This is a genomic window from Chelatococcus reniformis (assembly GCF_014640075.1).
GTDB lineage: Bacteria > Pseudomonadota > Alphaproteobacteria > Rhizobiales > Beijerinckiaceae > Camelimonas > Camelimonas reniformis.
The window spans coordinates 180,612-203,015 of record NZ_BMGG01000011.1 but is presented as its reverse complement, the minus strand read 5'-3'; the positions used below and the strand labels follow the sequence as shown (position 1 = coordinate 203,015).

The window sequence follows — 22,404 nt, the reverse complement described above, 5'->3', positions numbered from 1 at the left end:
CTCGATGAGCCAGCCGAGGGTCCCGGGTGCGTGCGCCATGTTCCATTTTTGTTCGCATGGGCGCGCGGGAGTCAATCCGTGTCGGCCGGATCGCGCAGCCCTTTGAAGCTGGCGTGCCGCAGGTCGCCGTCGCTCGTCCTGGCGCGGTACTCGACTTCGGCGAGCAGCACCGGCCGCACCCACACGACCGTCTTCGACCGCAGGCCCGGCACCGCCGGCTTGGCTTGGCGTAGCGCGTCGAGCTTCCTCCCGAGGGCCGCGGCCGTCGCGCGGGTAAAGCCGGTGCCGACGCCGCCGACCGATACGAGCTTGCCGTCGACGTCTCGTTCAGCCAGGCGCAGGCCACCGATGCCCACGCCAGATGACGCGGGCTCGTAACCAATTATGACGAACGTGTCGGACTGGATGCACTTGGTCTTGACCCAATCGCCTGTCCGGCCGCTGCGGTATGGCGCGCTGATGCGCTTGCTGATGATCCCTTCCAACTCGTGCTCACAGGCCATGGCGAAGATGCGCGTGGGGTCACCCTCGATATCCTCGCTGACCCATAGGTTTGGCTTGGCAGATGGGATGACGGACGCCAACGCTTCGCGCCGGGCAGTGTGCTTCCAGGGCCGAAGGTCGGTGCCGTCCAGAAAGAGGAGATCGAACGCGACCAGGACAGCCTCGGCCGCGGCCTTGCCGACACTGCCGCGGCCGAGGGCTTTCTGCAGGTCCCCGAAATGGGAGATGCCGCGCTCGTCGAGAATGACGGCCTCGCCGTCTACGATGGCACTGCGCACCCGCAGCTTAGCCACCTCGGCCGCGATCCCGGGAAAGCGGTCGGTCCAATCATGACCGCGCCGAGTCCAGATTGTCGCCTTGCCATCGACGACCTGGCAGCAGAGACGGTAGCCGTCCCATTTGATCTCATGCGCCCAATCCGGGCCGGTGGGGATCTTGTCGACGAGCTTGGCCAGCGCCGGATCAATCCAGCCCGGCGGTGGCTGGTCGAAGAGCTGCGGCACATCGGCGCGCCCGCGCCGCGGCACAACCGCCCGGCTCGTGGCGATGATGCCGCCTGGAGTGGCTCGTTGCTGCGGCGGTTTGCGGGGCGGAGCGGTCATGGAGTGGAGCATGGCACCGAGCGGTTAATGGAGCGAATCACCGCACCAGTCGCCTTTTCGGCGGTTCCCAAATCCCCCCGTTTAGAGCCGGATTTTGCCCGATCTCGAACGCCGGTTTGGGAACTGTCGTGATTGTTTTTGCTCAGGAATCTTCCTTGAGCCGCCTTCTCTTAATCAGCGGGTCGTAGGTTCGAGCCCTACAGCGCCCACCATCGCAGCCGTTACACCACGAACAAATGAACGAAGGCGCCGAAGCGAGCCCGATAGGGCGCTCCGCGGGGCTCCGAAAGGGGCTCGGCCGGCAACGCGAGGATGCAGCCGCTGCCACGCTCGGCCCGGATGACACGTGGTGTGATCAGATCAGTCTCGCGCATACGCCTGGCCGGCGGCGCGCCCTTTTCATGCCACCGCAGCGCCGCGCGATGCGTGCGAGCGTTTCCCGCAAGCTCAACGGCTTGACGATGTAATCGCTGGCGCCGAGCTCGAGGCCGACGATAAACGGCCTCGCTCACTGCCTCGCCGCTGGAGGAGTTCGCCGGCCGGCTGCCAAGGCGCGCATGGAGCGGTTCAAGCGCTCCGCCCACGGACTGATGGATCGGCGCTTCATGAGTCCGATAGATCCTCCGGTGTTCATCGCGCAGGATCTGCGTGGTCAGGGATGGCAGGCTAGCGAAATGCGGAGCGCCAGAGCATGGTCCGCCTGCTTGCATGGGAGAAGCCCCAGCCCGCTGCCGTTGACAGCGGAACTCCCCTAAGTGTCGTTTCAGAATCCGCGCGGGTCATGAAACCTCTCGGAGGGGGAGGGGCGTGCCGCGCAGAAACAACGAGCTGGCAGGAAGGGATGAGACGATGCGACTCGAGGGTGGGTGCTATTGCGGCGGCGTGCGCTACGTTGCCGAGGGCGAGCCGATGATGAAGGCGCAATGCCATTGCCGCGAGTGTCAGTATGTCACCGGCGGCTCGCCCAACGTCTTCATCGCGATGCCTGTCGCTGAATTCAGCTACAGCAAGGGGGCGCCGAAGCAGTTTACGCGGTCCGACATCGAGCGGCCGGTCACGCGCGAGTTCTGCCCTGACTGTGGTACGCACTTGGTCACGCGCCCGGCGCTCCTCCCCGTGGTCGTCGTCAAGGTCGGCACGCTCGACGAGCCCTCGGTGTTCCAGCCCGACATGGCGATCTACACGATCGACAAGCAGCCCTTCCACGAGATCGCCGAGGGGCTCAAGGCATTCGATCGCTTGCCCGGGTAGGCGGACGACCGGGTGCATCGGGCCGTGTTTGGCCGTGCCGCACGAGAGCGTTTCGCCATTGAATCGAGGTCATCCAATGGTCTGGGAACGCTCGTAACTTATTGAAAACTGTAGCGCTTCACTTGCGATTGGGTAGTTCCGCCCAATCGCCAAGCGCTCGCGATTGCTCGAACGGCGGCCGACGATGCGGCGAGCGCCCGCGCTTGAGCGCGGTGACGCGACGAGCGGCAGCGCCTCCGCGCCTTCGATCAGGATCGAGGCGAATGTCAGCTTCATCAACCGGCGCAAGATGACGCTCAACGCCGCCGTGCAACGTGCGGCGTCTGCTGATGCACGAAGTCTGGCGCACTTTCTCGGTTTCCGTCGTATCCTGGTCGCGCTCAGCCATTGTCGCGAGGGCCTACTACTTTGTTGATATCGTAATTTTCGGCACTCGCGTTGCGTTGCGCGCTTAATGTAAAGCGAACCCGCCGTGCGGCTCCTCCGTGTGGCGGTCGCCTCCACCAACCCACGACTAGGAGCGACAACATGCACCTGATCCAAAAGACCGACGCTGCGGCCAAGACCGCCGATCTGGCCGATTTCGCTATCGAGAAGGCGGTCCGCGCGATCCGCGGCAACGGCTACGACAATATCCGGCTGGATATCGACACCCTGAATGCCACCTGCTGGTGCTTCATGAACCCGGTCGGCAAGCCTTCCTATACGCATGAGCTGATGGATGACATCAGCCGGATGCAAATGGCGATCACGCAGAGTTTCGCCGACCTGCCCAGCCCGGCGATGGCGCCGTTCTCCTGGTTCGTCATGGCGTCCGACGTTCCCGGCATTTACAATCTGGGCGGCGATCTCGGCCATTTCGCCGCGCGCATCCGCAGCCGCGATCTCGATGCTATGCGGCATTACGGCCATGTCGCCGTCAAGGCGATCCACCGCAATGCCGTCGCGTTCGACAGCCCGGTGGTGACGATGGCGCTGGTGCAGGGTGATGCCCTCGGAGGCGGCTTCGAACACGCCCTGTCGTTCGACCTCATCGTTGCCGAACGGAGCGCCAAGCTCGGCCTGCCGGAGATCCTGTTCAATATGTTCCCGGGTATGGGCGCCTACAGCTTCCTGTCGCGGCGCATGGATCGCAACCGGGCGGAGGCGCTCATCCTCTCCGGTCGCGTCTATACCGCCGAGGAGTTGCACGCCATGGGCGTGGTCGACGTCCTGGCCGAAGATGGACAGGGGCAGCAGGCCGTCATCGAGTATATCGCCCGCCACAACCGCAAGCACAACGCTCATCAGGCCGTCTATCGGGCGCGCCGGCGCGTCAATCCGGTCACGCTGGAGGAACTGATCGATGTCGTCGACATCTGGGCTGAGGCCGCGCTCAACCTGACCGAAGCCGATCTGCGCAAGATGGATCGCCTGTGCGCCGCGCAGAACCGGCGGCTGGCCGGGCTTGAACGGCCTATGCCCCTGCTCGTGGCGGCCGAGTGATTGCGCCCGCCTGCACAACCCGGCGGAGGGCCTGTCCGCCGGGTTGTGCCCTCAGCCGAGGCCCAACATCCGTTCCGAGTACGCGCGCATGACGTCTTGGGTCCGGTGCAGTTCCGCATCGGCCTGCCGCTGAAGTTCGACGGCACCGGCACGCAGTTCGTCGCCGCGCAGTTCCCGCCATGGGGCACAAAGGGTACCGAGGGCGAGCGCGCCGACATTGACCGAGCTGCTCTGCAGGGCATGGGCCTCATTGCGGAACGCCAGCACATCGCCGCGCTCCGCGGCCTCGATCAGCCGCTCGAGAATGGCTTCGGCATCGAGGAGATAATCGTCCATCAGCTCCGCGACGAAGCGGGGCCCCCCGAGCCGGCGAAGGCTCTCGATCGCCTTGTCGTCTAGAGCCGGCATGGCGGCGGGCCTCGACGCATTTACGGGCCGTGGTGCCGACAAGGCGGCCGCGCCGCCTCTCCGGGCGAGGCGATCGACCGCTGCCAGAAGAATGGAGGGCTCGACCGGCTTGATGAGGCAATCGTCCATCCCGGCCATGCGCCAGCGCTGGTCGCTCAGCGCGGTTGCATCGGCCGTCAGTCCGACGATGGGCAGGCGCCCTTCGCCGGTGGCGCTCATCCTGTAGAGCTTGGTGGCTTCCAGCCCGTCCATCTCGGGCATGTTGAAGTCCATCAGCACCAGATCCAGTTTGTCTCCCTCTTCGGCCAGGACCTCGAGCGCCTGGTCGCCGCTCTCCACGATGAGCACCGAATGGCCCGCGCTCTCGAGAATGCGACCGAATACCTTCTGGTTGACCCGGTTGTCGTCGGCCAGCAACAGATGACGCGGCTGGCTCGGTCGCTGCTGTCGCGGCGCCGTCACCTGGCCGGTCGCGGGAGCTCCAATCCGGCTGGCCACTCCCAGCGCCCGCTTGAGCTCGCTCGCCGTGGGATTCTCCCCCAGCAGGCTGACGCAGGAGCGGCGGGTTTCCAGGTCGGGAAGACCTGCCTCGGCCCCCGGCCGAATCAACAGCGGCTTGGGCGGAAGCCCAATCGAAGCGGGAGCGGGCAGCGCCAGAAGACGGGTGTCCGGCTCGAACAGGATACGGATGGCGCCTGCCGCGTGCGGCGGGAACATCCGCGCCGGGCCGAGACGGGGATCCGCGATGGTCGGCCTGAACCCAAGTGCCGACAGTTCCGCCAGGAGCTCGGTAAGTGGCGAAGGGGGCCGGCAAACCAGCACGACGCCCTGACCGCGCCACGGTTCCTCGACTTTCAGGTCCTCGTCGGGCACCGGGGCGACGGCGACATGGAGGCGGAAGGTACTGCCCTCGCCCGGCGCACTCTCCACCGTGACGCTCCCGCCCATCAGGTCGACGAGCCGGCGGGTGGTCGCAAGCCCGAGACCCGACCCGCCGAAGCGGTTGAGGATACTCGGGTTGGCCTGGGTGAAATCCTCGAAGATGCGCTGCTGGTCGGCGGGCGCGATACCGATGCCGGTGTCGGAAACTTCCACCGTCAGCCAGAGGCCGCCGCCGTCCCCCGGCTCGGCATCGACCGCCAACGTCACCCCGCCCTCATGGGTGAACTTGACGGCATTGCCCACCAGATTGACGAGCGCCTCGTGAAGGTGTTGCCGGCTGCCGGACAGATAGGGCGGCGTCCGGGGCGTCACATGGATATCGAAGCTCAGCCCTCGCTCGCGGGCCTGGCTCTCCACGAGGCGCCGCGCATCGAGCAGCAGAGTCAGCAGATCGAACGGCTCGTCCGGGACCGGCATCCGGCCGGCCTCGATGCGCGACAGAGCCAGCAGGCTGTCGATTTGCGAACGCAGCGAGCGTGTGGCGACATCCACGGTCTCCACCATCTCGCGCTGCTCGGGAAGCAGCGACGTGGTGCGCAGCAGCCCCGTCATGCCGACAATGGCGGTCAGCGGCGTCCGCAGCTCGTGGCTCACGCTCGCCAGGAACAGGCTCTTTGCCTGGCTTGCCTCCTCTGCTGACTTGGTCGCGTGCGAGAGCTTGCGGATCAGCGTGCCGGCATAGGCGGGCAGGATGACGAGGCCGATCAGAAGGCCAACGGAAAGGGGCCACTGCTCGTACCAGTAGGGAGTCGTCCAGACGACGGCAGCAAAGCAGAGGGTGGCGACCGGGATGGAGATGGCCAGCAGGGACAGGCCGAAGCGAAACCCGTTGCCGAAGATGACCCACAGATAGATCGGAAAGAACAGGGCGGCGATCGCGCCGCCCAGATGCAGCTGCCAGGACAGGAAGCCGCAGTCGAGCACAAGCGCGAACAGCCTGCGCCCGCGCGAGATCCCCGGAGACAGGACGATATGCGCGAGCACCCCCAGGGCCAGCGGTATGTATAGCCCCATGGCAAGCAGCGCGTCACTGACATCGCTGCTGCTGCGGTTCATCAGCAGCACGATGACGATGATGCAGGCGAAGACGAGCCGATTGAAGCTCATCTCATGTTCGCTGTCGGGGCGGCCCCTGAGTCGACCGACCATCCATCGCGCGAACGCGGCCACCGCTCGCAGGGCGCTAGACGCGACCGGCATGCGTGCGTTCCGCCTTGCTGGGTCGTGCGTGCGCGCCCTCCATACCCTGCGCTGACAGCCATTCGATGAAGGCGGCCGGCGGGAGCGGGCGGCTGAAGTAGTAACCCTGCACCTCATCGCAGCCCTCGGCTCGTAGCACAGCGAGCTGTTCTTCCTCCTCGACGCCTTCGGCAAGCACCTGCAGGTTGAGGATGTGGCCGAGATCGATGATGGTCCGGACGATGGCCAGCGCGCGCGGACCATGGGCCAGTTCCTTCACGAAGGAACTATCGATCTTGAGGCGCTGCAGCGGAAAATTGCGGATGTAGCTCAGCGACGAATAGCCGGTGCTGAAATCGTCGACGGAGAGGCTGACGCCAAGCGAGCGCAGCAGGGCCATCTCGCCGAGGATCTGGTCGTCATGGCTGATGAGGATGCCTTCGGTCAGCTCCAGTTCCAGCAGGTCCGGCCGCAGCCCGCTCTCCGCGAGGGCTTCTCGCACCAGATCTCCCACCTTCTGCCGCCTGAACTGGATCGGCGACACGTTGACGGCGATCCGCAGTGCGCCGTGTCCCGCCGCATTCCAGACGGCCCCCTGCCGGCAGGCCTCGCGCAGGACCCACTCGTTGATCGGCAGGATCAGGCCGCTTTCCTCGGCGAGGCCGAGAAAGGCATCCGGTCGCAGCATGCCGCGTTGCGGATGGCGCCAGCGCAGCAGCGCTTCCGCGCCCACGACGGAATTGTCGCGCAGGTCGACGAACGGCTGGTAATGAAGCTCGAATTCCTGGCGCTTGACGGCACTGCGCAACTCGGCCTCGAGCTGCGCCTGCTCGCTCGCGCGTCGCGCCATGTCGGGCGAGAAGAAACGCCACGTGCCGCCACCGAGCGATTTGGCGAGGTACATTGCCTGATCGGAGTTCCTCAGCAGCTCATCCGGATCCGCGCCGTCCGGCGGGGCGATGGTGACGCCGATGCTGGCGGCGATCTTCACCGCTTCCCCCTCATCGTCCTCCGCGGCGAGCATGTCGAGGATCGCCTGGGCCAGCCGCCCGGCATCCTCCGGTCCGTCGATATCGGGCTGAAGGACCGCGAATTCGTCGCCTCCGAGCCGGGCAACGGTGTAGCCGGATGGAATCAGCCGGATCAGGCGTTCCGCAACGTCCTGAAGCAGCCTGTCTCCGCTCTGGTGGCCGTCGGCGTCGTTGACGGCCTTGAAGCGATCGAGATCCATGAAGTGCAGGGCAAAATTCTGCCCCCGGCGTCCGCGAACGAGCTCGCGCCGCAGGTGGTCGCGCAGCATCATTCTGTTCGGCAGGCCGGTGAGCGAATCGTGGTTGGCGAGGTATTCCAGGCGCCGTTCCGCCTGTCGCCGTTCGGTGATGTCGATCGAGGTGTTCAGGATGCTCGTGATGCGGCCGGTGCCGTCGTGGAGCGGTGCCTTACTGGTCAGGTAGACACGGTGTTCTCCGCCGGGCGTCACCACATCCTCCTCGCGCGGCGGCGAGGGAGCGCCGGTCCTCAGCACGAGCCGGTCGAGCCGGCGGCTGATGTCACCCCTTTCATCCCCGAACAACGCCTCGACGGAATGCCCGACGAGTTCTGCCGGCGCTTTGCCGACAAAGGCCGCCTGATGCGCATTGACGAGCACGCAACGCCCTTCGAGGTCGACGGCGCTGATGAGGGCGGGGACGGTGTCGATCACCTGGGCGAGGGCATCCCGGCTCTCCCGCAGCAGCAGGTCCGTGGCATTCAGATTCATCTCCAGCTGGTCCGCCCGCTGAGCGATCAGCAGGTGCTGGGCCCGCAGCTTGAGGAGATTGCGCGCCCGGGCGAGGAATTCCACATGGTCCACCGGGCTGAGCAGGAAGTCCGTTGCGCCGGCCTCGAGCGAGGAAACCCGGTAGCCGCGGTCGTCGTAGGCGGTGATGACGATGATCGGCAGGTCGCGATGCTGGGGAAGCGCCCGCACCGCGCCGATCAGCGTCGCGCCGGTCATGTTCGGCATCTTGTAGTCGGTGATGATGAGGTCCGCCGTGTTCTCCGCCAGCCAATCCAGGGCCTTGAGCCCGGTTTCGAACGTGCGGACGCGAACGTCGACCTGAAGCTGTCGCGCCAGTTCCGAGTAGATGCGCCGGTTCGTCGGACTGTCGTCAACGATCAGTATTTTAGGCATCACTTCTAACGCCTCGAAATGCAACCGCATCCATTCGTGGGCATGCCAAGAACAAGCCGGATCGAACGACAGCGTTCGGGATCGTTTTTTTAGCGCGCATGAGGTCGCTCTCATCGTGCACGTCAGCTGGATGCGCGGCACGCTCAACCGTTGAAGCCAATCGAAAGTTAGGATCCTGCCCGTCGAGGCTCCATTCCATGGTCGAATAACGATAGCACGTTTCCGCAAGTTGCACGGAACGGGGGCCGCGTAGGAGGGGATGGAGCCCCCCGTTCGCCGCCCGGGAGCGCGGTCGGAAACAGGTAGTCCGGCCTCGGACTTGATCGGCGCCGTCTATGATTGCGCGATTGCGCCGGAACGCTGGGGCAAGGGACCGGCTGACATCGCGCCCGCACTCGGGATCGCCATGAGCATGCCGAAGACGCACGTGGTTCACATTTTCGGCAAGACCGGCTGCCGGCTGCCGGCGGACCTCGTGCAACGCGCCACCTCGGTCGCCCTGCCACTGTCGTTGCGCGACCTGCCGCCCGCGGGCGACGTCATTCGCCCCGGCCGCTAACTCATGCGTCCTCTCCGGCGATCACACGACAACGGTGGCGCGCGCTATTCTCAGCTTGCGCGAGATTTCGTCCGGCGTCTCTTTGACGTAGATGGGCTCGGAGGAGGCATCGCCGCTGCCGAGCAGATAGAGCCTGGTATCGCCATGGCCGTCAGATCTGAGATAGCGCGTCACCGTGCCCATGTTGATGGAAACGATGTTGTCATCGGCATCTGTGAGGGTTAGCCAGATCACCGTCTCCTCCTTCGATTTCCGTTGGCATCCGCATGAGAGCATGATCCCACAAAGTGGACACTGATTTTTGCATAAGATCATGATCAAACAAAGACTTAGAGCGGGGTGGCGATTGAGCCAAAGGTCATCCCACTCTACAATACAGAACGACGGAAAAGCTGAAAGCGCTTGCCCGGATTCTGGCAAAGCCGTAGGCGCTCGGGAAACCCTGTCCGATTTGGCAACCAGCCATTCAGGCCACCCGACCGGCATCGTGGCACGCGAAGCGGCCTCGCCCGGGAATGTATGCGCGCTCGTCTGCCGTGACGCGCCGTTCGACGCGGATGGCCAAGCCGATGCGCCATCGGTAAGGAGCGGTAGGACGCGCACAACGACTGTTCGGGAGGACAGAGCATGGCCGCACCCTATCGCCTCTTCGGATCGGAGCTCTCGCCCTATTCGGTGAAGGTCCGCTCTTACCTGCGCTACAAGGGCGTCGCGCACCAATGGCTGGCCAGAGGCCCGGACACGGCTGCCGAGTTCGATGCCTTCGCCAAGCTCCCGCTGATCCCGCTCCTGGTGACCCCGGACGGGCGCGGCCTGCAGGATTCCACGCCGCTTATCGAGGCGCTGGACGGGGACTGGCCCGAGCCGACGATTGACCCGGACGAGCCCGTGGCCAAATTCGTCTCCGCCCTGATCGAGGAATACGCCGACGAGTGGGTCAACAAGCCCATGTTCCACTACCGCTGGTCCTACGATGCCGACGCCCGCTCGGCCGCCGCGCGCATCGTGCAGGGCTCGATGCCGGCTCTCTCGCCGGCCGAGGCGGAGCGGGCGGCCGACGCCATCAGGGCCCGGATGGTCGGGCGGCTGGCCTTGGTCGGCTCGTCGGCTGCGACGGCGCCGATCATCGAGGCCAGCCTCCAGCGCCTGCTCGCCATCCTCGAGCGGCATCTCAAGAGCCGCCCCTACCTCTTCGGCGAGCGGCCGGCGCTGGGCGACTTCGGCCTCTTTGCGCAGCTCTACGAATGCTCGACCGACCCGACCCCCGGCGCGCTGGTAGAGGCAGCGCCGGCGGTCTCGGCGTGGGTCGCGCGCATGCTCGATCCCCAGGTGAAGGGCCCCTTCGAGCGCTGGCGGGATCTGGAGCCGACGCTCCGCCCCTTGCTCGACGAGGAGGTGACGGCGGTGTTCCTGCCGTGGAGCCGTGCCAATGCGCACGCCATCCAGGCGGGCAGCGCCACGATGACCGTGGATTTGCCGGGCGGCGCGTTCGCCCAGACGCCGCAGAGATACCACGCCCGCTCGCTGGCCGAACTCGGCCGCAAGTATGCTGCTCTGCAGGACAAGGAACAAATCCACCCGGCCTTGCGCGCGGCGCTAGGGCGCTTAGCAATCGCATAGAATCACCCGATCGCTAAGAAGCGCTCCAGATTCAAAAGGCTATGAGCATTTCTCCGCCAATGGATGGGCTCATCCAATGGCGGAGAATGCTTGGCGGCTGATCCGATCTAGCCGATCGCGGGGGTCAGCACCGGGACCAGGATCAGCGCGGTGGTGACGGTGGTGATAACGGCATAGAAGGCGGTCTTGACGTTGATCATCGGTGTGTCCCCCAAGTCCATGACGCAACCGATAGAGCCGGCGCGCCCGCGTCGATGTGCCGGCGCGCACGCCTGCGCCGTGCTCACCGCCCGGCCCGACATCAGGCGTGGTCTCGCCAGAGCGGTTTCTGCGCCGGTCCGGCGAAAGGGAGGCCGGCGCCGAGCGGCGGCGCACGAGCCCGTTCTCGCGTCGGCTCCGCCCGAGCGCCGCCCTTGCGGCGCGCGTTGCGGACCTTTCAGCTGATCGCCGGGGTCAGGGCGGGCACCAGGATCAGCGCGGTGGTGATGGTGGAGACGACGGCATAGAAGGCGGACTTGACGGTCATGGCTTCGGCCCCCCGAGTTGATGACTTGGGATAAGGCCGCTGCCGCCGGGCGGCTGTGCGAGTGCACACGTGGCCGTGTTGCAAGAGGGGAGGAGGGCCATGGCGGCCGATGAGATCCAGGGCGGCGCGGCGCGGCCGGAGGCGGACGGCCCGGCGTTCGCCGCGGTGGAACTTCTCTATCACTCCTACCTGACCGGCCTCATCTTGATGCTGGTCTCACGGGCCGGCGCGGCCCGGGCAGCCGACGTCGTCTTCCGCACTTTCCGCCGCCAGCAGCTCGCTCGTTTTCTGCCGGGACTGCACAAGCTCGGGCTCGCCGGCCTGCCGCATGCGGTCGCCTGCGCCCAGTACCACTACCTGTCGAACCAGGTCGGCGGCGTGAAGGTCGAATACGTCTACGAGAGCGACCGCAAGGCGTGGGTGCGCTATCCGCCGCCGCGCTGGATCTGGTCGGGCACCGCCGTTTGCGGCATTCCCTCCGATGTCTCCCGCGCCATGCTGCGCGGCTGGCATGCCAACAACGGGGTCGTGCTGAACAATCCGCGCCTCGGCTTCGTCTGCACCGGCCAGACCGTCGACGGCCAGCCGGGCCTCGAGGGTTACTACAAGGAATGGGATCACGAACTGGCGCCCGAGGAGCGCCTCCAATTTTCGCCCGGCGAGCGCTGCCCGCCCTTCGATGCGGCAACGGCACCGCGGCTGCCGGCCCTGAGCTGGCCGCCGGAACGGCTGCAAAAGGTGCTGCGCAACTATGCCATGGAGTACATCACGTCGATCGTGCCCGAGACGGTCGCCGCGCTCGGTCCGGACGAAGGCCGCCATCTCGCGGGCGCCGCGGCGCGGCTGGTCGGCATGCATTGCCTCGATGCGATGGCCGAGATGCTGGGCGGCATCGCGCCGGGCCCGGCAGGCTTCGCGGCCGCGCTGGTGCGCTTGGCGCGCGGGCAGGGGGACGATGCTGGCCTCGCCCTGGAGGACGGGTACCTCGTCGTGCGGCAGACCACCTGGCGGCTGATGGAGGAGCGCGTCGCGCTGGCACCGGCCGTCTTCGACGCCTGGAACGAGCTATGGATGGGCGCGGCACTCGCGCACGACCGCTTCATCACCATTGACGTCGTGGAGCGCCGCGATCGCGGCGAGCCGTGCTGGGCCTGGCGGATAGGGTCGGCGCGGCCGTAGGGCGCTTGCCGATCTCGCCGAATGCGCGGGAGCCGGGGCGCGCGGTCAGACGATCGCGGGCGTCAACATCGGCACCAGGATCAGGGCGGTCGTGATGGTGGCGACGACGGTGTAGAAGGCGTTCTTGACAGTCATGGTTCAGCCCCCGCGTTGATGAAGCGGGGATAAGCCCTTCGCCGCTGCGCCGGTGTGCGCTCGCGCACCCGGGGATGCGGCGCGGCGAGGGATGGCCGGAGCCGCGCAGGGCGGGCTCCGGCTCGGGGCGCTCAATCGGTGATGACGTCGCCGAACAGCACCCAGCCTTTGCCTTCGAAGCGCTGCAGGCGGAGGCTGTGAAAGCCGCTGACGTCGGTCGGCGTGGTCTTGACGCTGATCCCCGGCAGCAGCATCGGCAGGCTCTCCTCGTCGATGCTCGTCGCCACCCTCATGATGTTCTCGCGTGTGAGATTGTCGCCGGCGCGCTCGAGAATCCGGTGCAGCATGATGGCGGAGACGTAGCCGCGCACCGCCAGGGTATCGCTGCTTTCGACCCCGATCTCGTTCATGAAGGCGAGAAACTCCTTCATGTCCGGCGCGTCCTTCCACATCGGGTCGCCCGGCGTCTTGTCCGACACGGCGCTGATGAGGCCCTGCGAGGCATCGAGGCCGGCCGGCTCAAGCACGCTGCCGATGGAGCTGGCCACGCTGACGACGAAGTTGAGCGGCTTCCAATCCAGCTCGTGCACCTTGCGGATCGCCATGGCGCCGAATTTGGGCGTCGCCATGGTGAACAGCGTGTCGGCGCCGGAGGCCTTGAGCTTGATGATCTGCGAGTCGATGGTCGCGTCGGTCAGATCGTAGGTGACCTCGGCCACGACCATGCTGGCCGCCTTGTCGCCGAGGCCCTTCTTGAAGCCCCGCACGTAGTCACGGCCCGCGTCGTCGTTCTGAGACAGGATCGCAATCTTGGCATCGGGCTTATGGGCGAGGATATACTTGCCGTAGATCGCCGCCTCCATCTCGTAGGAGGGGTAGAACGGCATCGACCACGGATAGTCCTTCAGGTCGTTCCAGCGCGTGCCGCCGCTCGAGACCAGGATCTGCGGCACCTTCTTCACGTTGAGGTACTTCTGCACGGCGGCGCTGGTGGCGGTGCCGATCGATCCGTACATCGCCAGCACGCCCTCGCTCTCCACCAGCCGGCGCGTCTGCTCCACCGTCTTGGGCGGGCTGAAGGCATCGTCGAGCGAGATCAGGTTGACCTTGCGGCCGTTAATCCCGCCGCGGTCGTTGAGCTTCTTGAAATAGGCCGTCTCGACACGCCCCATGACGCTATAGGCTGATGCGGGCCCGCTGTAGGGCATGGTGTTGCCGATCTTGATCTCCGTGTCGCTGGCGCCGGGGCCGTATTGCTTGTCGGCCGCGGTCGCCGCGCCGACGAGGGCGAATGTCGCGGCGGCGAAGGCCATCATACGAATTATCATCGAGCCAGATCCTCACGGGTTTCCTCGGGAACGACGCTCTGTTCACGGGGCTGTTGCTCCGCGCCGGCGCCGAATTGCCCGGCGATAGTCCGGTGAGGCTCAGGCCCGGTCAATTCGGCCTGCACCCGCAAAAACGAATACCGGCCGTGCGGGGCAGGAATGCTCTCCCGCCATGGCCGGCGTAGACAAGTCGTGTGACGGCGGTCCCACAGGCGAGCCCGAGGCGCAGCGCTGTCGCGCACAAGAATGCATGATATATCTTCCGACAGGGCTGGACGAGGAGACATCCCATGGCTGGACACGGTGCGACGGCCGCCGAGGCTGATATCTGGCGCGACGCCTGGGGCATCCCGCATATTCGCACGCACAGCACGGCCGACGCGTTCACAGCCCTCGGCTTCGCCCACGCCCAGGACCGGCTGTGGCAGATGGAGGCGCTGCTGCGCCGCGGCATCGGGCGTTCCGCCGAATGGCTCGGCAAGGGCGCCGTCAAGGCCGATATCCTGGCCCGCCAACTCGATACCGCCGGCGCCTCGCAGCGCGATTTCGCGGCGCTCGGCGGTGAGGCGCAGGCCATGCTCGCGGCCTACGCCAAGGGCGTCAACGCCTTCGTCGCGACGGGATACCGCCCGGTCGAGTACCGCCTGCTCGCGGCCGAGCCGGTCGACTGGCAGCCTTGGCACTCCATCGCGGTGATGCGCCAGATCGGCTTCCTCATGGGCTCGGTGTGGTGGAAGCTGTGGCGGGCTGCGGCGCTGCCGATCGTCGGTGCGGAGGGCATCGTCGCCCTGCGCTACGAGGACGGCGGCAACGAGGTGCTGTGCCTGCCACCGGGCCTTGAGACCGGGGCGTTCCAAGCGGCCATGGCCGACCTCGCGCCGGGCCTCGAGGCGCTATTGGCGCAGGCGCCGGGCGACGTGAGCGGCGGCAGCAACAACTGGGCGCTGGCGCCGGGGCGCACCGCCACCGGGCGGCCGCTGGTGGCGGGCGATCCGCACCGCGTGCTGGAGATGCCCAATATGTACGCGCAGGTCCATCTCGCCTGCGACGCCTTCGACGTCATCGGCCTGACCGTGCCCGGCGTGCCGGGCTTCCCGCACTTCGGCCACAACGCAGCGGTCGCCTGGTGCGTCACCCACGCCTTCGTCGACATCCACGACCTCTATGTCGAGCGTTTCTCCGCGGACGGCCACGCTTGCCTGTTCCGGGAGCGCTGGGAACCGGTGCGCCGCCGTCGCGAGCGCATCGGCGTGCGCGGGGAGGCGGACACGGTGGCGGACGTGGTGGAGACGCGGCACGGCCCGATCGTCGCCGGCGACCCGGCCTCCGGCACGGCACTGGCACTGCGCTCGGTGCAGTTCGCCGAGACCGACCGCTCCTTCGACTGCATGATCCCGATGCTGCGGGCCGGCAGCGTCGAGGCGCTCTACGAGGCGACCCGCGACTGGGGCTTGATCGATCACAATCTGGTCGCCGGCGATACGGCGGGCCGGATCGGCTATCGCGTCAGGGCCAAGGTGCCGAAGCGGCCGCGCGCCAACGGCTGGCTGCCGGTGCCTGGCTGGACGGGCGAGCACGAGTGGGACGGCATGGTGCCGTTCGAGCGCATGCCGGCGGTGATCGACCCGCCGGGCGGCGCCGTCGTCACCGCCAACAACAGGGTTGCGGCGGACGGGGCCGACTACCTCTCCACCGACTGCATGCCGCCGCACCGGGCGCGGCGCATCTGGCAGCGTCTGGCCGAGTTGGGGCCGGCCGCGGTCGACGACATGGCGGCAATGCATCGCGACATCGAGACGATCCCCGGCCGCGAGCTGCGGGAGCGGTTGCGGGCGCTGGCTTTGGAGGTGCCCGCCGCTGCCGCCCTGCGACGCCGCATCCTGGATTGGGACGGGCGCATGGCGCCGGACTCGCAGGGCGCCAGCGCCTATGTCGCCGTGCGCCTGGCGCTGACGCGGCTGGTGGCCCGGCGCAGTGGGCTCGTTGCCGTGGCGGCGAGCCCCTACGCCCAGGTGCCGCCTGGCACGGTCGCGGAGAACCAGCTGTGGTGGGCGGTGCCGGGCCTGTTGCGTGCCGGGGACGAGATGCTGCTCGGTGGCGCCTCCTGGGACGACCTGCTGCGCCAGGCGCTTGAGGAGGTCGCCGTCGCCCCGCCTCAGGCCTGGGGCGTGCTGCATCGGCCGCGCTTCATCCATCCGCTGTCGGCGGTGTTTCCAGAGCAGGCCGCTACGCTCGACCGAGTCTCGGAACCGGTCGGCGGCGACAACGATACGATCTTCGCCACCGGCTGCGTCGCCACCATCGGGCCGCGGGCGGTCTATGCGTCCCTGGCGCGCTACGTCTTCGATGTGGGCGCCTGGGAGAATTCACGCTGGATCGTCTTCCACGGCGCCTCGGGCGAGCCCGAGAGCCCCTGGCATCTCAACCAGAACGCGGCCTGGGCCGCCGGCGAGATGGTGCCGATGCTCTACGATTGGGCGACGATCACTGCCGGCGCGCTGGCGCACCGGCGCCTGTCCTTCCGGGACGGTATCGTTTACGCGTCGGACGTCGAAGCGACGGAGCCCTAGATGCTGGCCGGACTGACAGTCAGCCGCGAGAACCTCACCAGTCGTGTCCACAGCCAGCTGCGCGAAGCCCTGATGGCCGGGCGCTTCTGGCCCGGGCAGCGGCTGCGCATCCACGAGATCGCGCTCGCCATGGGCGTGAGCCAGACGCCGGTGCGCGAGGCGATCATGCAGCTGGCGCGCGAAGGTGGCCTGGAGATGCGCTCGAGCCAGGCGATCACGGTGACGCGGCTGTCGGTGTCGCGCTACAAGGAGCTGCGCGAGGTCAGGCTGCTGCTCGAGGGGCTGGCGACGGAAAAGGCGACCCCGCTGCTGACAGCGAACGACCTGGCGCAGCTGGCCGAGCTGCACGGACAGCTGGTGGCGGCGGAGCGCAGCGGCGACCACGAGGCCGCGACCCTCACCAACTTCCACTTCCATTTCCTGGTCTACCGGGCCTCGCACATGAGTGACCTGGTCTCGATCCTGGAAGGCATCTGGCTCCGCAACGGCCCGCTGCTGAAGTTCCTCTATCCCCATGCGGCGCCCGCCTATCCCGGCACGCACCAGCACGTCACGCTGATGGCGGCGCTCAAACGGCGCGATGCCGCGGCGGCCCGCCACGCGATCCAGGACGACATCGTGGAGGGCGGGGCCCGGCTCGTGGAGCTGATGGAGAAGATCGAGGCCGGAAGCGCCGTCGTCGTCGACGCCCCCGACGGCGGTCTTCAACTGGATTTTCCGGCGCCGCGGCGGCGCCGGCGCGGCCCGGCGCCGCCGACCTGACGCCTGAGAGCATAGGCTTGGGAGGCTCGCTTCGAGTCGCTGATGGAGTGATCTGCTTCCTCGTTCAGTCGAGCTCCGCTGTTCCTCCCGGCGAGCGTCTTTTCATCGAGACCGTGCCGCGCAACTGGCTCCTGAGCGAAGCCATCGATCGCCGCGCAATCGTGGCGCTGCCATGGAGGGCTGCGTCATGCTCATCCGGCGACGGAGGCCGGCAGAGCCGAAGCAGCTCGGTTCTCCGTCGCTGCTGGTAGGCGGTGGACGCCCATGGCGAAGCGGCACGAACTCACGTCTCACATCCCAAGGCCGGGCGCCGGGCTGTTCGGTGCTGCACGCCATTGCGCCTTGCGCTCCGGACTTGCTTGCGAAAGCGCCCTGCGGACGCCGTTCGCATCGAGATTGGTGCCGTAGACCGGCGCGTCAGGCTGTTGGCGCCAGGATTCGTCGAGCGGGCCAGCGTCGATGCCATCGAATCCGAGTTCGTCGAAGAGCCGGATGACTTTTGCTTTGTGGGTCGCTTCGTCGCCGCAAACCGGCAATGCGATGCGGCCGGGCGTGCCCGGTGATCTGCCGTCGTTGAGAAGACTGCTCCAGAGAATGTTGTTAAAGGCCTTCAGCACCGGTCGTCCAAGCTGGCTTTCCACCCAACGGCTTTCGGGCATGCCGTTTTCGATCGCATCGATCCTGCCGTCGCGTTCGCGGGGATAGTAATTGCCGGTGTCCACGACGACGACATCGGCGCCGACGCCGTCGAAGAGGTTCTTCGGCAAATCGGGAATCTTCCACTCCGGTATCGTGACGAAGACCATCTCGCCGCTGCGGGCCGCCTCACGGACGGTTACCGCCGTGGCGCCGGTCTCGGCGGCAAGCTCCGCAAGCGAGGCGGGACCACGCGAGTTGGCGATGAAGACCTTGTGGCCCAACTTCGACAAACGACGCGTCAGCGTGCCGCCGATGAGCCCAGCCCCTATGATCCCAATCTCCATCGTCTGTCTCCCAAGTTATGGCCCGGATCGGGCGGCGCCCGTTCGGCGCGAAGCGTGGCCGGCGCTGACGCTCGGCGAGCGCCGGCACCGCGACGATCAGCCGAAAGCTTCGCCCTGAACGATCAGAGCTTGTAGCCTCCGCTCGCCTCGATCACTTGGCCGGTCACCCAACGGCCTTCGTCGGAGGCCAGAAAGGCGACCACCGCGGCGATGTCCGATGTTTCGCCGAAGCGTCCCAGCGCCGTGTCCGCTTCGATCGACTTCACCATGCCGGCGTTCTCGCGGACGGCGGCATTCATGTCTGTTCGTATCCACCCAGGCGCCACGGCGTTGACCGTGATGCGGCGCGGCCCCAGCTCGATCGCGAGCGCGTGGGTCAGGTTGTTGATGCTCGCCTTGGCCATGGAATAGATCGGGACGGCCTGTAATGGCCGCGTCGCGGCACCAGATGAGACGTTGATGATGCGTCCGCCGTCGGAGAGACGTCCGAGCGCGGACTGAACAATGAAGAAGGGCGCGCGGGCGTGAACCGCGAACATCGCGTCCCAGCTATCCGGTGTCGCGTCCGCGAGACCGCCCCACCCTGAATTGCCGGCATTGTTGACCAGAATGTCGAGCGCTTTGCTCTCCGTTCGCTTGGCAAGTTCGCCGTCGAGTTGGTCGAACAATGTCGGGATAGCCTCGGCCTCGACGAGGTCCGCCTGAAGCGCGAATGCGGCGCCACCGGCCATCTCGATGGCCGCAACGGCCTCCTCGGCGCCGGCTCTGCTCTGATTGTAGGTGATGGCGACGGTCGCGCCATCGGCAGCGAACCGCTCGGCGATCGCCCGACCGATGCCTCGTGATCCCCCGGTTACAAGAGCTGTCTTGCCAGTGAGCGACTGCGACAATTGATTCTCCTTCGTCAGGCGAAGTAGGAGTTAGGTGATCCTGCGGACGAGCTTGCGCGGCGCTTCACGTGATCCGTTCACGCGCGATCGGACCGGGGCTCGCCTCGATCATCGTGATAGCCAGGCGAGCCAGATCGGCATCGCCGCCGTATTCATGCAGTGCGACCTGGTGCAAAAGCACGCCGACCTGTTCGAGTTGGCGGGCGACCTTGAGGGGGCCGGCGTTGACGGGCTTGAAACCGGCATCGCCTATGAGACGACGGGCGGCCTGTCCGGCTGCCGCGTCGTCGCTTACGTAGAAGGTGCTTGGCTGGACTGGCGAGGACGCCCACGCCGCCGCTTCGAGCACCGGAGCTGCCAACAGATTGAAGGCCTTGACGACCCGAGCCCTCGGCAGCCGCTGCTGCAGGTCTTCCGAGGTCGAGTTGTCGCGCATGAATTCCAAATCGTGGAAATGCGCGAAGTCCGCGGTAACGCCGAGCGGGTTCATGGTCTCGATCACGACCTTGCCGTCGAGCGCGTCGCCAATTTCGCTTACGATCGCGTCCACCCGTGGCCAATAGATGGAGAATAAAGCGACCTCGCCGAACTCGGCAGCCGCGCGGATCGTGCCGAGCCGGGCCCTGTCGCCCAGTTCTGAGACTAATGGTGCGATCTTGCGGCCCTCGCCGTCTTTCGCGATGACGAGGTCGTGGCCCGCGGCGGCCCAGGCTCTTGCCAGACGACCGCCGATATTCCCGGCGTTTAAGATTCCGATCTTCATTGGATATCTCGTTTACCTCAACTTTGCCGCTCCTCTGGGAACGATCAGGTGGGAAACTAAGACCTCGTTCAGAGATAGATTAGACGCCCCACGTACTTCACTGTGTTGCTCCCAGGTGCAACAATGACGCGCGAGCCGTAACCCTGTGCTCGGGCGCTGCCATTCCCCGGCGCGCGACGCTGTGAGCGAGCGAGGCGCAAGGCCGCCTGTCTGATTTGGGCGGAGCCGGCACCGACGTCGTCCGCGGCCGCGGCTGTAAGTCGGATCGCATCACCCTTGGCCGGCGTCGCTATCGTCCTGGAAGGCATCGCGGCATAGATCGACAAAGCCGCGCACCTTCGGGTCCATGTAGCGCGTGGAGGCAAAAACCGCATGGACGGGCATCGGGATACTCGCCGAACCCGGCAAAACCCTGACCAGAACTCCCTCCGCCACGTACGGCGCGGCCATGTACCGTGGGAGTTGCGCGATTCCCAAGCCCGACAGCGTCAGGTTCTTGGCGGAGACTATGTTGTCGAGTGCGCAGCGCGGTGTCTGCGATACCTTCTCCGTTGCTTGGCCATTGACCAGGGTCCAGCTCGAGCGGCCGCTCGACGTCTTCATGATAAGATCGTGGTGCTTCAGGTCTTCGACCGTGCGGTGTGGCGCGGCGCGCATCAGATAATCAGGGGAAGCATAGAGGCCATTGGTTACCTCTCCCAGTTTACGGGCCGACAGGTTCGAATCCTGCAACGCACCTATGCGAATCGCGACATCGATTCCCTCGTGAATGATGTCGACGAAACGGATGGAGTATACCGCTTCCACCGTGACCTTCGGCCACTTGCGCAAGTAGGGGGCGATCCAGTCGTCGACCCGCGTGGTCCCGAATTCGGGCGTTGCCGTGATCTTCAGGCGGCCCTTGGGCTCGCGGCTCTGCTGCGCTACCGCGGTCTCGGCCGCTTCCGCGGCAGCCAGGATCGAGGAGGCACGTTCGAAATAGTCCCTTCCGACTTCCGTCACGCCGAGGCGCCGGGTCGATCGGTTCAAAAGTCGCGCGCCGAGCTTTTCCTCGATCCGCTGCACGATGCGGCTCACCCGCGCCTTGTCGGTCTCAAGCAGTTCGGCCGCAGCGGTGAAGGATCCTTCCGTCACCACCGCGACGAAAACCTGCATCTCGGAGAAGCCGACTTTGGCCGTCATGGCAGCGTTCTGTCGCGTGCCGCCGCAACGGCCGATCCGCCCGCGCCCCTGTGCCGCCCCATTGGTCGGTTCTGCGCGGACGCGCTGCTACCACGCAAGAACAGTTCGGTTCGGTGGATTTGTTGGTTCCATGGTCCAGCATTCGCTCACCGGGCGCCTGCAATGGGGGCGCCCGGTGTCGAGGCTTACCTTTGGACGGTATCGGCACTGGCAAGCTCAAGGAACAGGACGACATGGATCGGCGGGAGCCCCTCCAGCGTTCCGCCGATCGGGGACGGGCGCTCTGTCTTGTCGATCAGCGTCCGTGCCGCTTCCGGGGAGATGGGTTTGCCCGGGTGCAGGTAGGCCTTCTTCGCCTCATCCTCCGTCAACCCCTCCGGAATGGCGGGAGCATAGGGCCAGAAGTAGATCGGCGTGTTGGGTTCGATGCGCCAACTGTCGGCGAGGGAGCCGGCGTCGACCACGTCGTAGCCGACGGCCTCGAGAAAATGCGCAACAGCTTGCTTGGCGGCAGCGTCGTCACCGGCGATTGGCAGGGTCGTCCGTTGAGAATCGCCCTTTGGCCGGGCGTTGTACTGCATATGGTGCCAGCCAAGATTATGGATCCCTTTGACGACCTTTGCGCCCCGAAGGTGTCGCTGGACCAGCTCGCTCGACGTCAGGTCGCCGTTGTCGAGATCGGCCCGGCGAAAATCTCCCATGCCGGGATAGTAGTTCGTTTGATCGAGGACCACCTTCCCGGCGAACGTGTCGGCCGGTAAGGTCTCGAACGTCGCCAGGGGAATTGCGAGCGCGACGATATCCCCGGCCGCAATCGCCTGTTCGACCGATGCGGCGCGTGCCAGGGGGCCGAGCGCCTCGACCAGCTGGGCGAGCGATTCGGGACCACGCGAATTGCTGAGCACGACGCGGTATCCGGCCGCGACGGCCAGATGCGCGATTGCTTTGCCGACGAGGCCAGAGCCGATAATTCCGATCGTCTGTGTCAACTTCCATATCCCTCTTCTGGGAGAGCGGCTGGCATCCGCCCACAGGTTCGATGCAGCGCTCGCCGTTTGCGCACACTTGGATGGCCGCAGCCATGCAGCGGGTGGCACGAGGGGGACGTATGGCTCCGACAGAGGAGTTGACAGTCGCGATACATGCAACACACTGTTGCCCCAACGACCGACAATCAAGCTTTAGAGCGTTTTCGAGCGAAGTGGATGCCGGTTCGCTGAATAAAATGCGACAAATCAAACAGACAGAGCATTTCGGATTCGAGGAAGCGCGGAAATGCTCCAGTATGCTGTGGCTGCGTCGCTCGTACGGTTACCGGAAAATCCCTACCCGCACAGGTGAGCGTCGCTCTGACAGCCGCCGT

The 22,404-nt window shown here is 66.2% G+C and carries 18 protein-coding genes and 1 pseudogene; 7 read left to right on the top strand and 12 right to left on the bottom strand.

The window, feature by feature from the left end:
• Nucleotides 1-71: 71 nt before the first annotated feature.
• Nucleotides 72-1,106 carry a non-homologous end-joining DNA ligase gene (gene ligD / locus IEW34_RS27135; RefSeq protein WP_210324602.1) on the bottom strand — a complete coding sequence of 345 codons (1,035 nt, stop codon included), beginning with the start codon at nt 1,104-1,106 and terminating at the stop codon, nt 72-74.
• A 421-nt stretch (nt 1,107-1,527) separates the two neighbouring features.
• A pseudogene (locus IEW34_RS30805) lies at nt 1,528-1,602 on the bottom strand (DNA-binding response regulator); the annotation flags it as partial.
• Between the two features lie 353 nt (nt 1,603-1,955).
• On the opposite strand from IEW34_RS30805, the gene IEW34_RS27130 reads away from it, so the two are divergent.
• The gene (locus IEW34_RS27130; protein ID WP_188612360.1) at nt 1,956-2,357 is read left to right on the top strand and encodes a GFA family protein; all 402 of its coding nucleotides are present in this window, start codon (nt 1,956-1,958) and stop codon (nt 2,355-2,357) included.
• 69 nt (nt 2,358-2,426) lie between these two features.
• Here the strand turns inward: IEW34_RS27130 and IEW34_RS27125 are convergent, their stop codons facing one another.
• Entirely contained in the window at nt 2,427-2,633 is a 207-nt protein-coding gene (locus tag IEW34_RS27125) for a hypothetical protein (RefSeq protein ID WP_188612359.1), read from the bottom strand.
• A 252-nt stretch (nt 2,634-2,885) separates the two neighbouring features.
• On the opposite strand from IEW34_RS27125, the gene IEW34_RS27120 reads away from it, so the two are divergent.
• Nucleotides 2,886-3,842 (top strand): crotonase/enoyl-CoA hydratase family protein, encoded by a 957-nt coding sequence (locus IEW34_RS27120; RefSeq protein ID WP_188612358.1) that lies wholly within the window; start codon nt 2,886-2,888, stop codon nt 3,840-3,842.
• A gap of 51 nt (nt 3,843-3,893) precedes the next feature.
• Here IEW34_RS27120 and IEW34_RS27115 read toward each other — a convergent pair whose 3' ends face one another.
• Both IEW34_RS27115 and IEW34_RS27110 read right to left on the bottom strand, forming a co-directional pair.
• Complete coding sequence (locus tag IEW34_RS27115; protein ID WP_188612357.1) at nt 3,894-6,362, bottom strand: sensor histidine kinase; 2,469 nt, start codon at nt 6,360-6,362, stop codon at nt 3,894-3,896.
• Nucleotides 6,363-6,375: 13 nt separating this feature from the next.
• Complete coding sequence (locus IEW34_RS27110) at nt 6,376-8,685, bottom strand: putative bifunctional diguanylate cyclase/phosphodiesterase (protein ID WP_244642262.1); 2,310 nt, start codon at nt 8,683-8,685, stop codon at nt 6,376-6,378.
• A gap of 178 nt (nt 8,686-8,863) precedes the next feature.
• Between IEW34_RS27110 and IEW34_RS27105 the strand changes: the two genes are divergently transcribed.
• Entirely contained in the window at nt 8,864-9,103 is a 240-nt protein-coding gene (locus IEW34_RS27105; RefSeq protein WP_188612356.1) for a helix-turn-helix domain-containing protein, read from the top strand.
• Between the two features lie 21 nt (nt 9,104-9,124).
• On the opposite strand, the gene IEW34_RS27100 is transcribed toward IEW34_RS27105, so the two are convergent.
• Entirely contained in the window at nt 9,125-9,337 is a 213-nt protein-coding gene (locus IEW34_RS27100) for a hypothetical protein (RefSeq protein WP_188612355.1), read from the bottom strand.
• A gap of 393 nt (nt 9,338-9,730) precedes the next feature.
• Here IEW34_RS27100 and IEW34_RS27095 point away from each other — a divergent pair, with 393 nt between their 5' ends.
• Nucleotides 9,731-10,723, top strand: coding sequence for a glutathione S-transferase family protein (locus IEW34_RS27095; RefSeq protein ID WP_188612354.1), 993 nt, complete (start codon nt 9,731-9,733; stop codon nt 10,721-10,723).
• Nucleotides 10,724-11,348: 625 nt separating this feature from the next.
• The gene (locus tag IEW34_RS27090) at nt 11,349-12,428 is read left to right on the top strand and encodes a hypothetical protein (RefSeq protein ID WP_188612353.1); all 1,080 of its coding nucleotides are present in this window, start codon (nt 11,349-11,351) and stop codon (nt 12,426-12,428) included.
• Between the two features lie 266 nt (nt 12,429-12,694).
• Here the strand turns inward: IEW34_RS27090 and IEW34_RS27085 are convergent, their stop codons facing one another.
• Nucleotides 12,695-13,891 (bottom strand): ABC transporter substrate-binding protein, encoded by a 1,197-nt coding sequence (locus IEW34_RS27085; RefSeq protein ID WP_188612352.1) that lies wholly within the window; start codon nt 13,889-13,891, stop codon nt 12,695-12,697.
• 290 nt (nt 13,892-14,181) lie between these two features.
• Here IEW34_RS27085 and IEW34_RS27080 point away from each other — a divergent pair, with 290 nt between their 5' ends.
• Together IEW34_RS27080 and IEW34_RS27075 are read left to right on the top strand one after the other, a co-directional pair.
• Nucleotides 14,182-16,461, top strand: coding sequence for a penicillin acylase family protein (locus IEW34_RS27080; protein WP_188612351.1), 2,280 nt, complete (start codon nt 14,182-14,184; stop codon nt 16,459-16,461).
• Nucleotides 16,462-17,223, top strand: coding sequence for a GntR family transcriptional regulator (locus tag IEW34_RS27075; RefSeq protein ID WP_188612350.1), 762 nt, complete (start codon nt 16,462-16,464; stop codon nt 17,221-17,223).
• Nucleotides 17,224-17,513: 290 nt separating this feature from the next.
• On the opposite strand, the gene IEW34_RS27070 is transcribed toward IEW34_RS27075, so the two are convergent.
• The 5 genes from IEW34_RS27070 to IEW34_RS27050 form a co-directional block, all read right to left on the bottom strand.
• Nucleotides 17,514-18,206 carry an NADPH-dependent F420 reductase gene (locus tag IEW34_RS27070; protein ID WP_188612349.1) on the bottom strand — a complete coding sequence of 231 codons (693 nt, stop codon included), beginning with the start codon at nt 18,204-18,206 and terminating at the stop codon, nt 17,514-17,516.
• Nucleotides 18,207-18,328: 122 nt separating this feature from the next.
• Complete coding sequence (locus IEW34_RS27065) at nt 18,329-19,096, bottom strand: SDR family NAD(P)-dependent oxidoreductase (protein ID WP_188612348.1); 768 nt, start codon at nt 19,094-19,096, stop codon at nt 18,329-18,331.
• Between the two features lie 64 nt (nt 19,097-19,160).
• Nucleotides 19,161-19,859, bottom strand: coding sequence for an NADPH-dependent F420 reductase (locus tag IEW34_RS27060; protein WP_188612347.1), 699 nt, complete (start codon nt 19,857-19,859; stop codon nt 19,161-19,163).
• 270 nt (nt 19,860-20,129) lie between these two features.
• Nucleotides 20,130-21,041: a LysR family transcriptional regulator gene (locus IEW34_RS27055; RefSeq protein ID WP_210324601.1), complete on the bottom strand. Its 912-nt coding sequence runs from the start codon at nt 21,039-21,041 to the stop codon at nt 20,130-20,132.
• A 185-nt stretch (nt 21,042-21,226) separates the two neighbouring features.
• The gene (locus IEW34_RS27050) at nt 21,227-22,138 is read right to left on the bottom strand and encodes an NADPH-dependent F420 reductase (RefSeq protein WP_373288333.1); all 912 of its coding nucleotides are present in this window, start codon (nt 22,136-22,138) and stop codon (nt 21,227-21,229) included.
• Nucleotides 22,139-22,404: the final 266 nt, after the last annotated feature.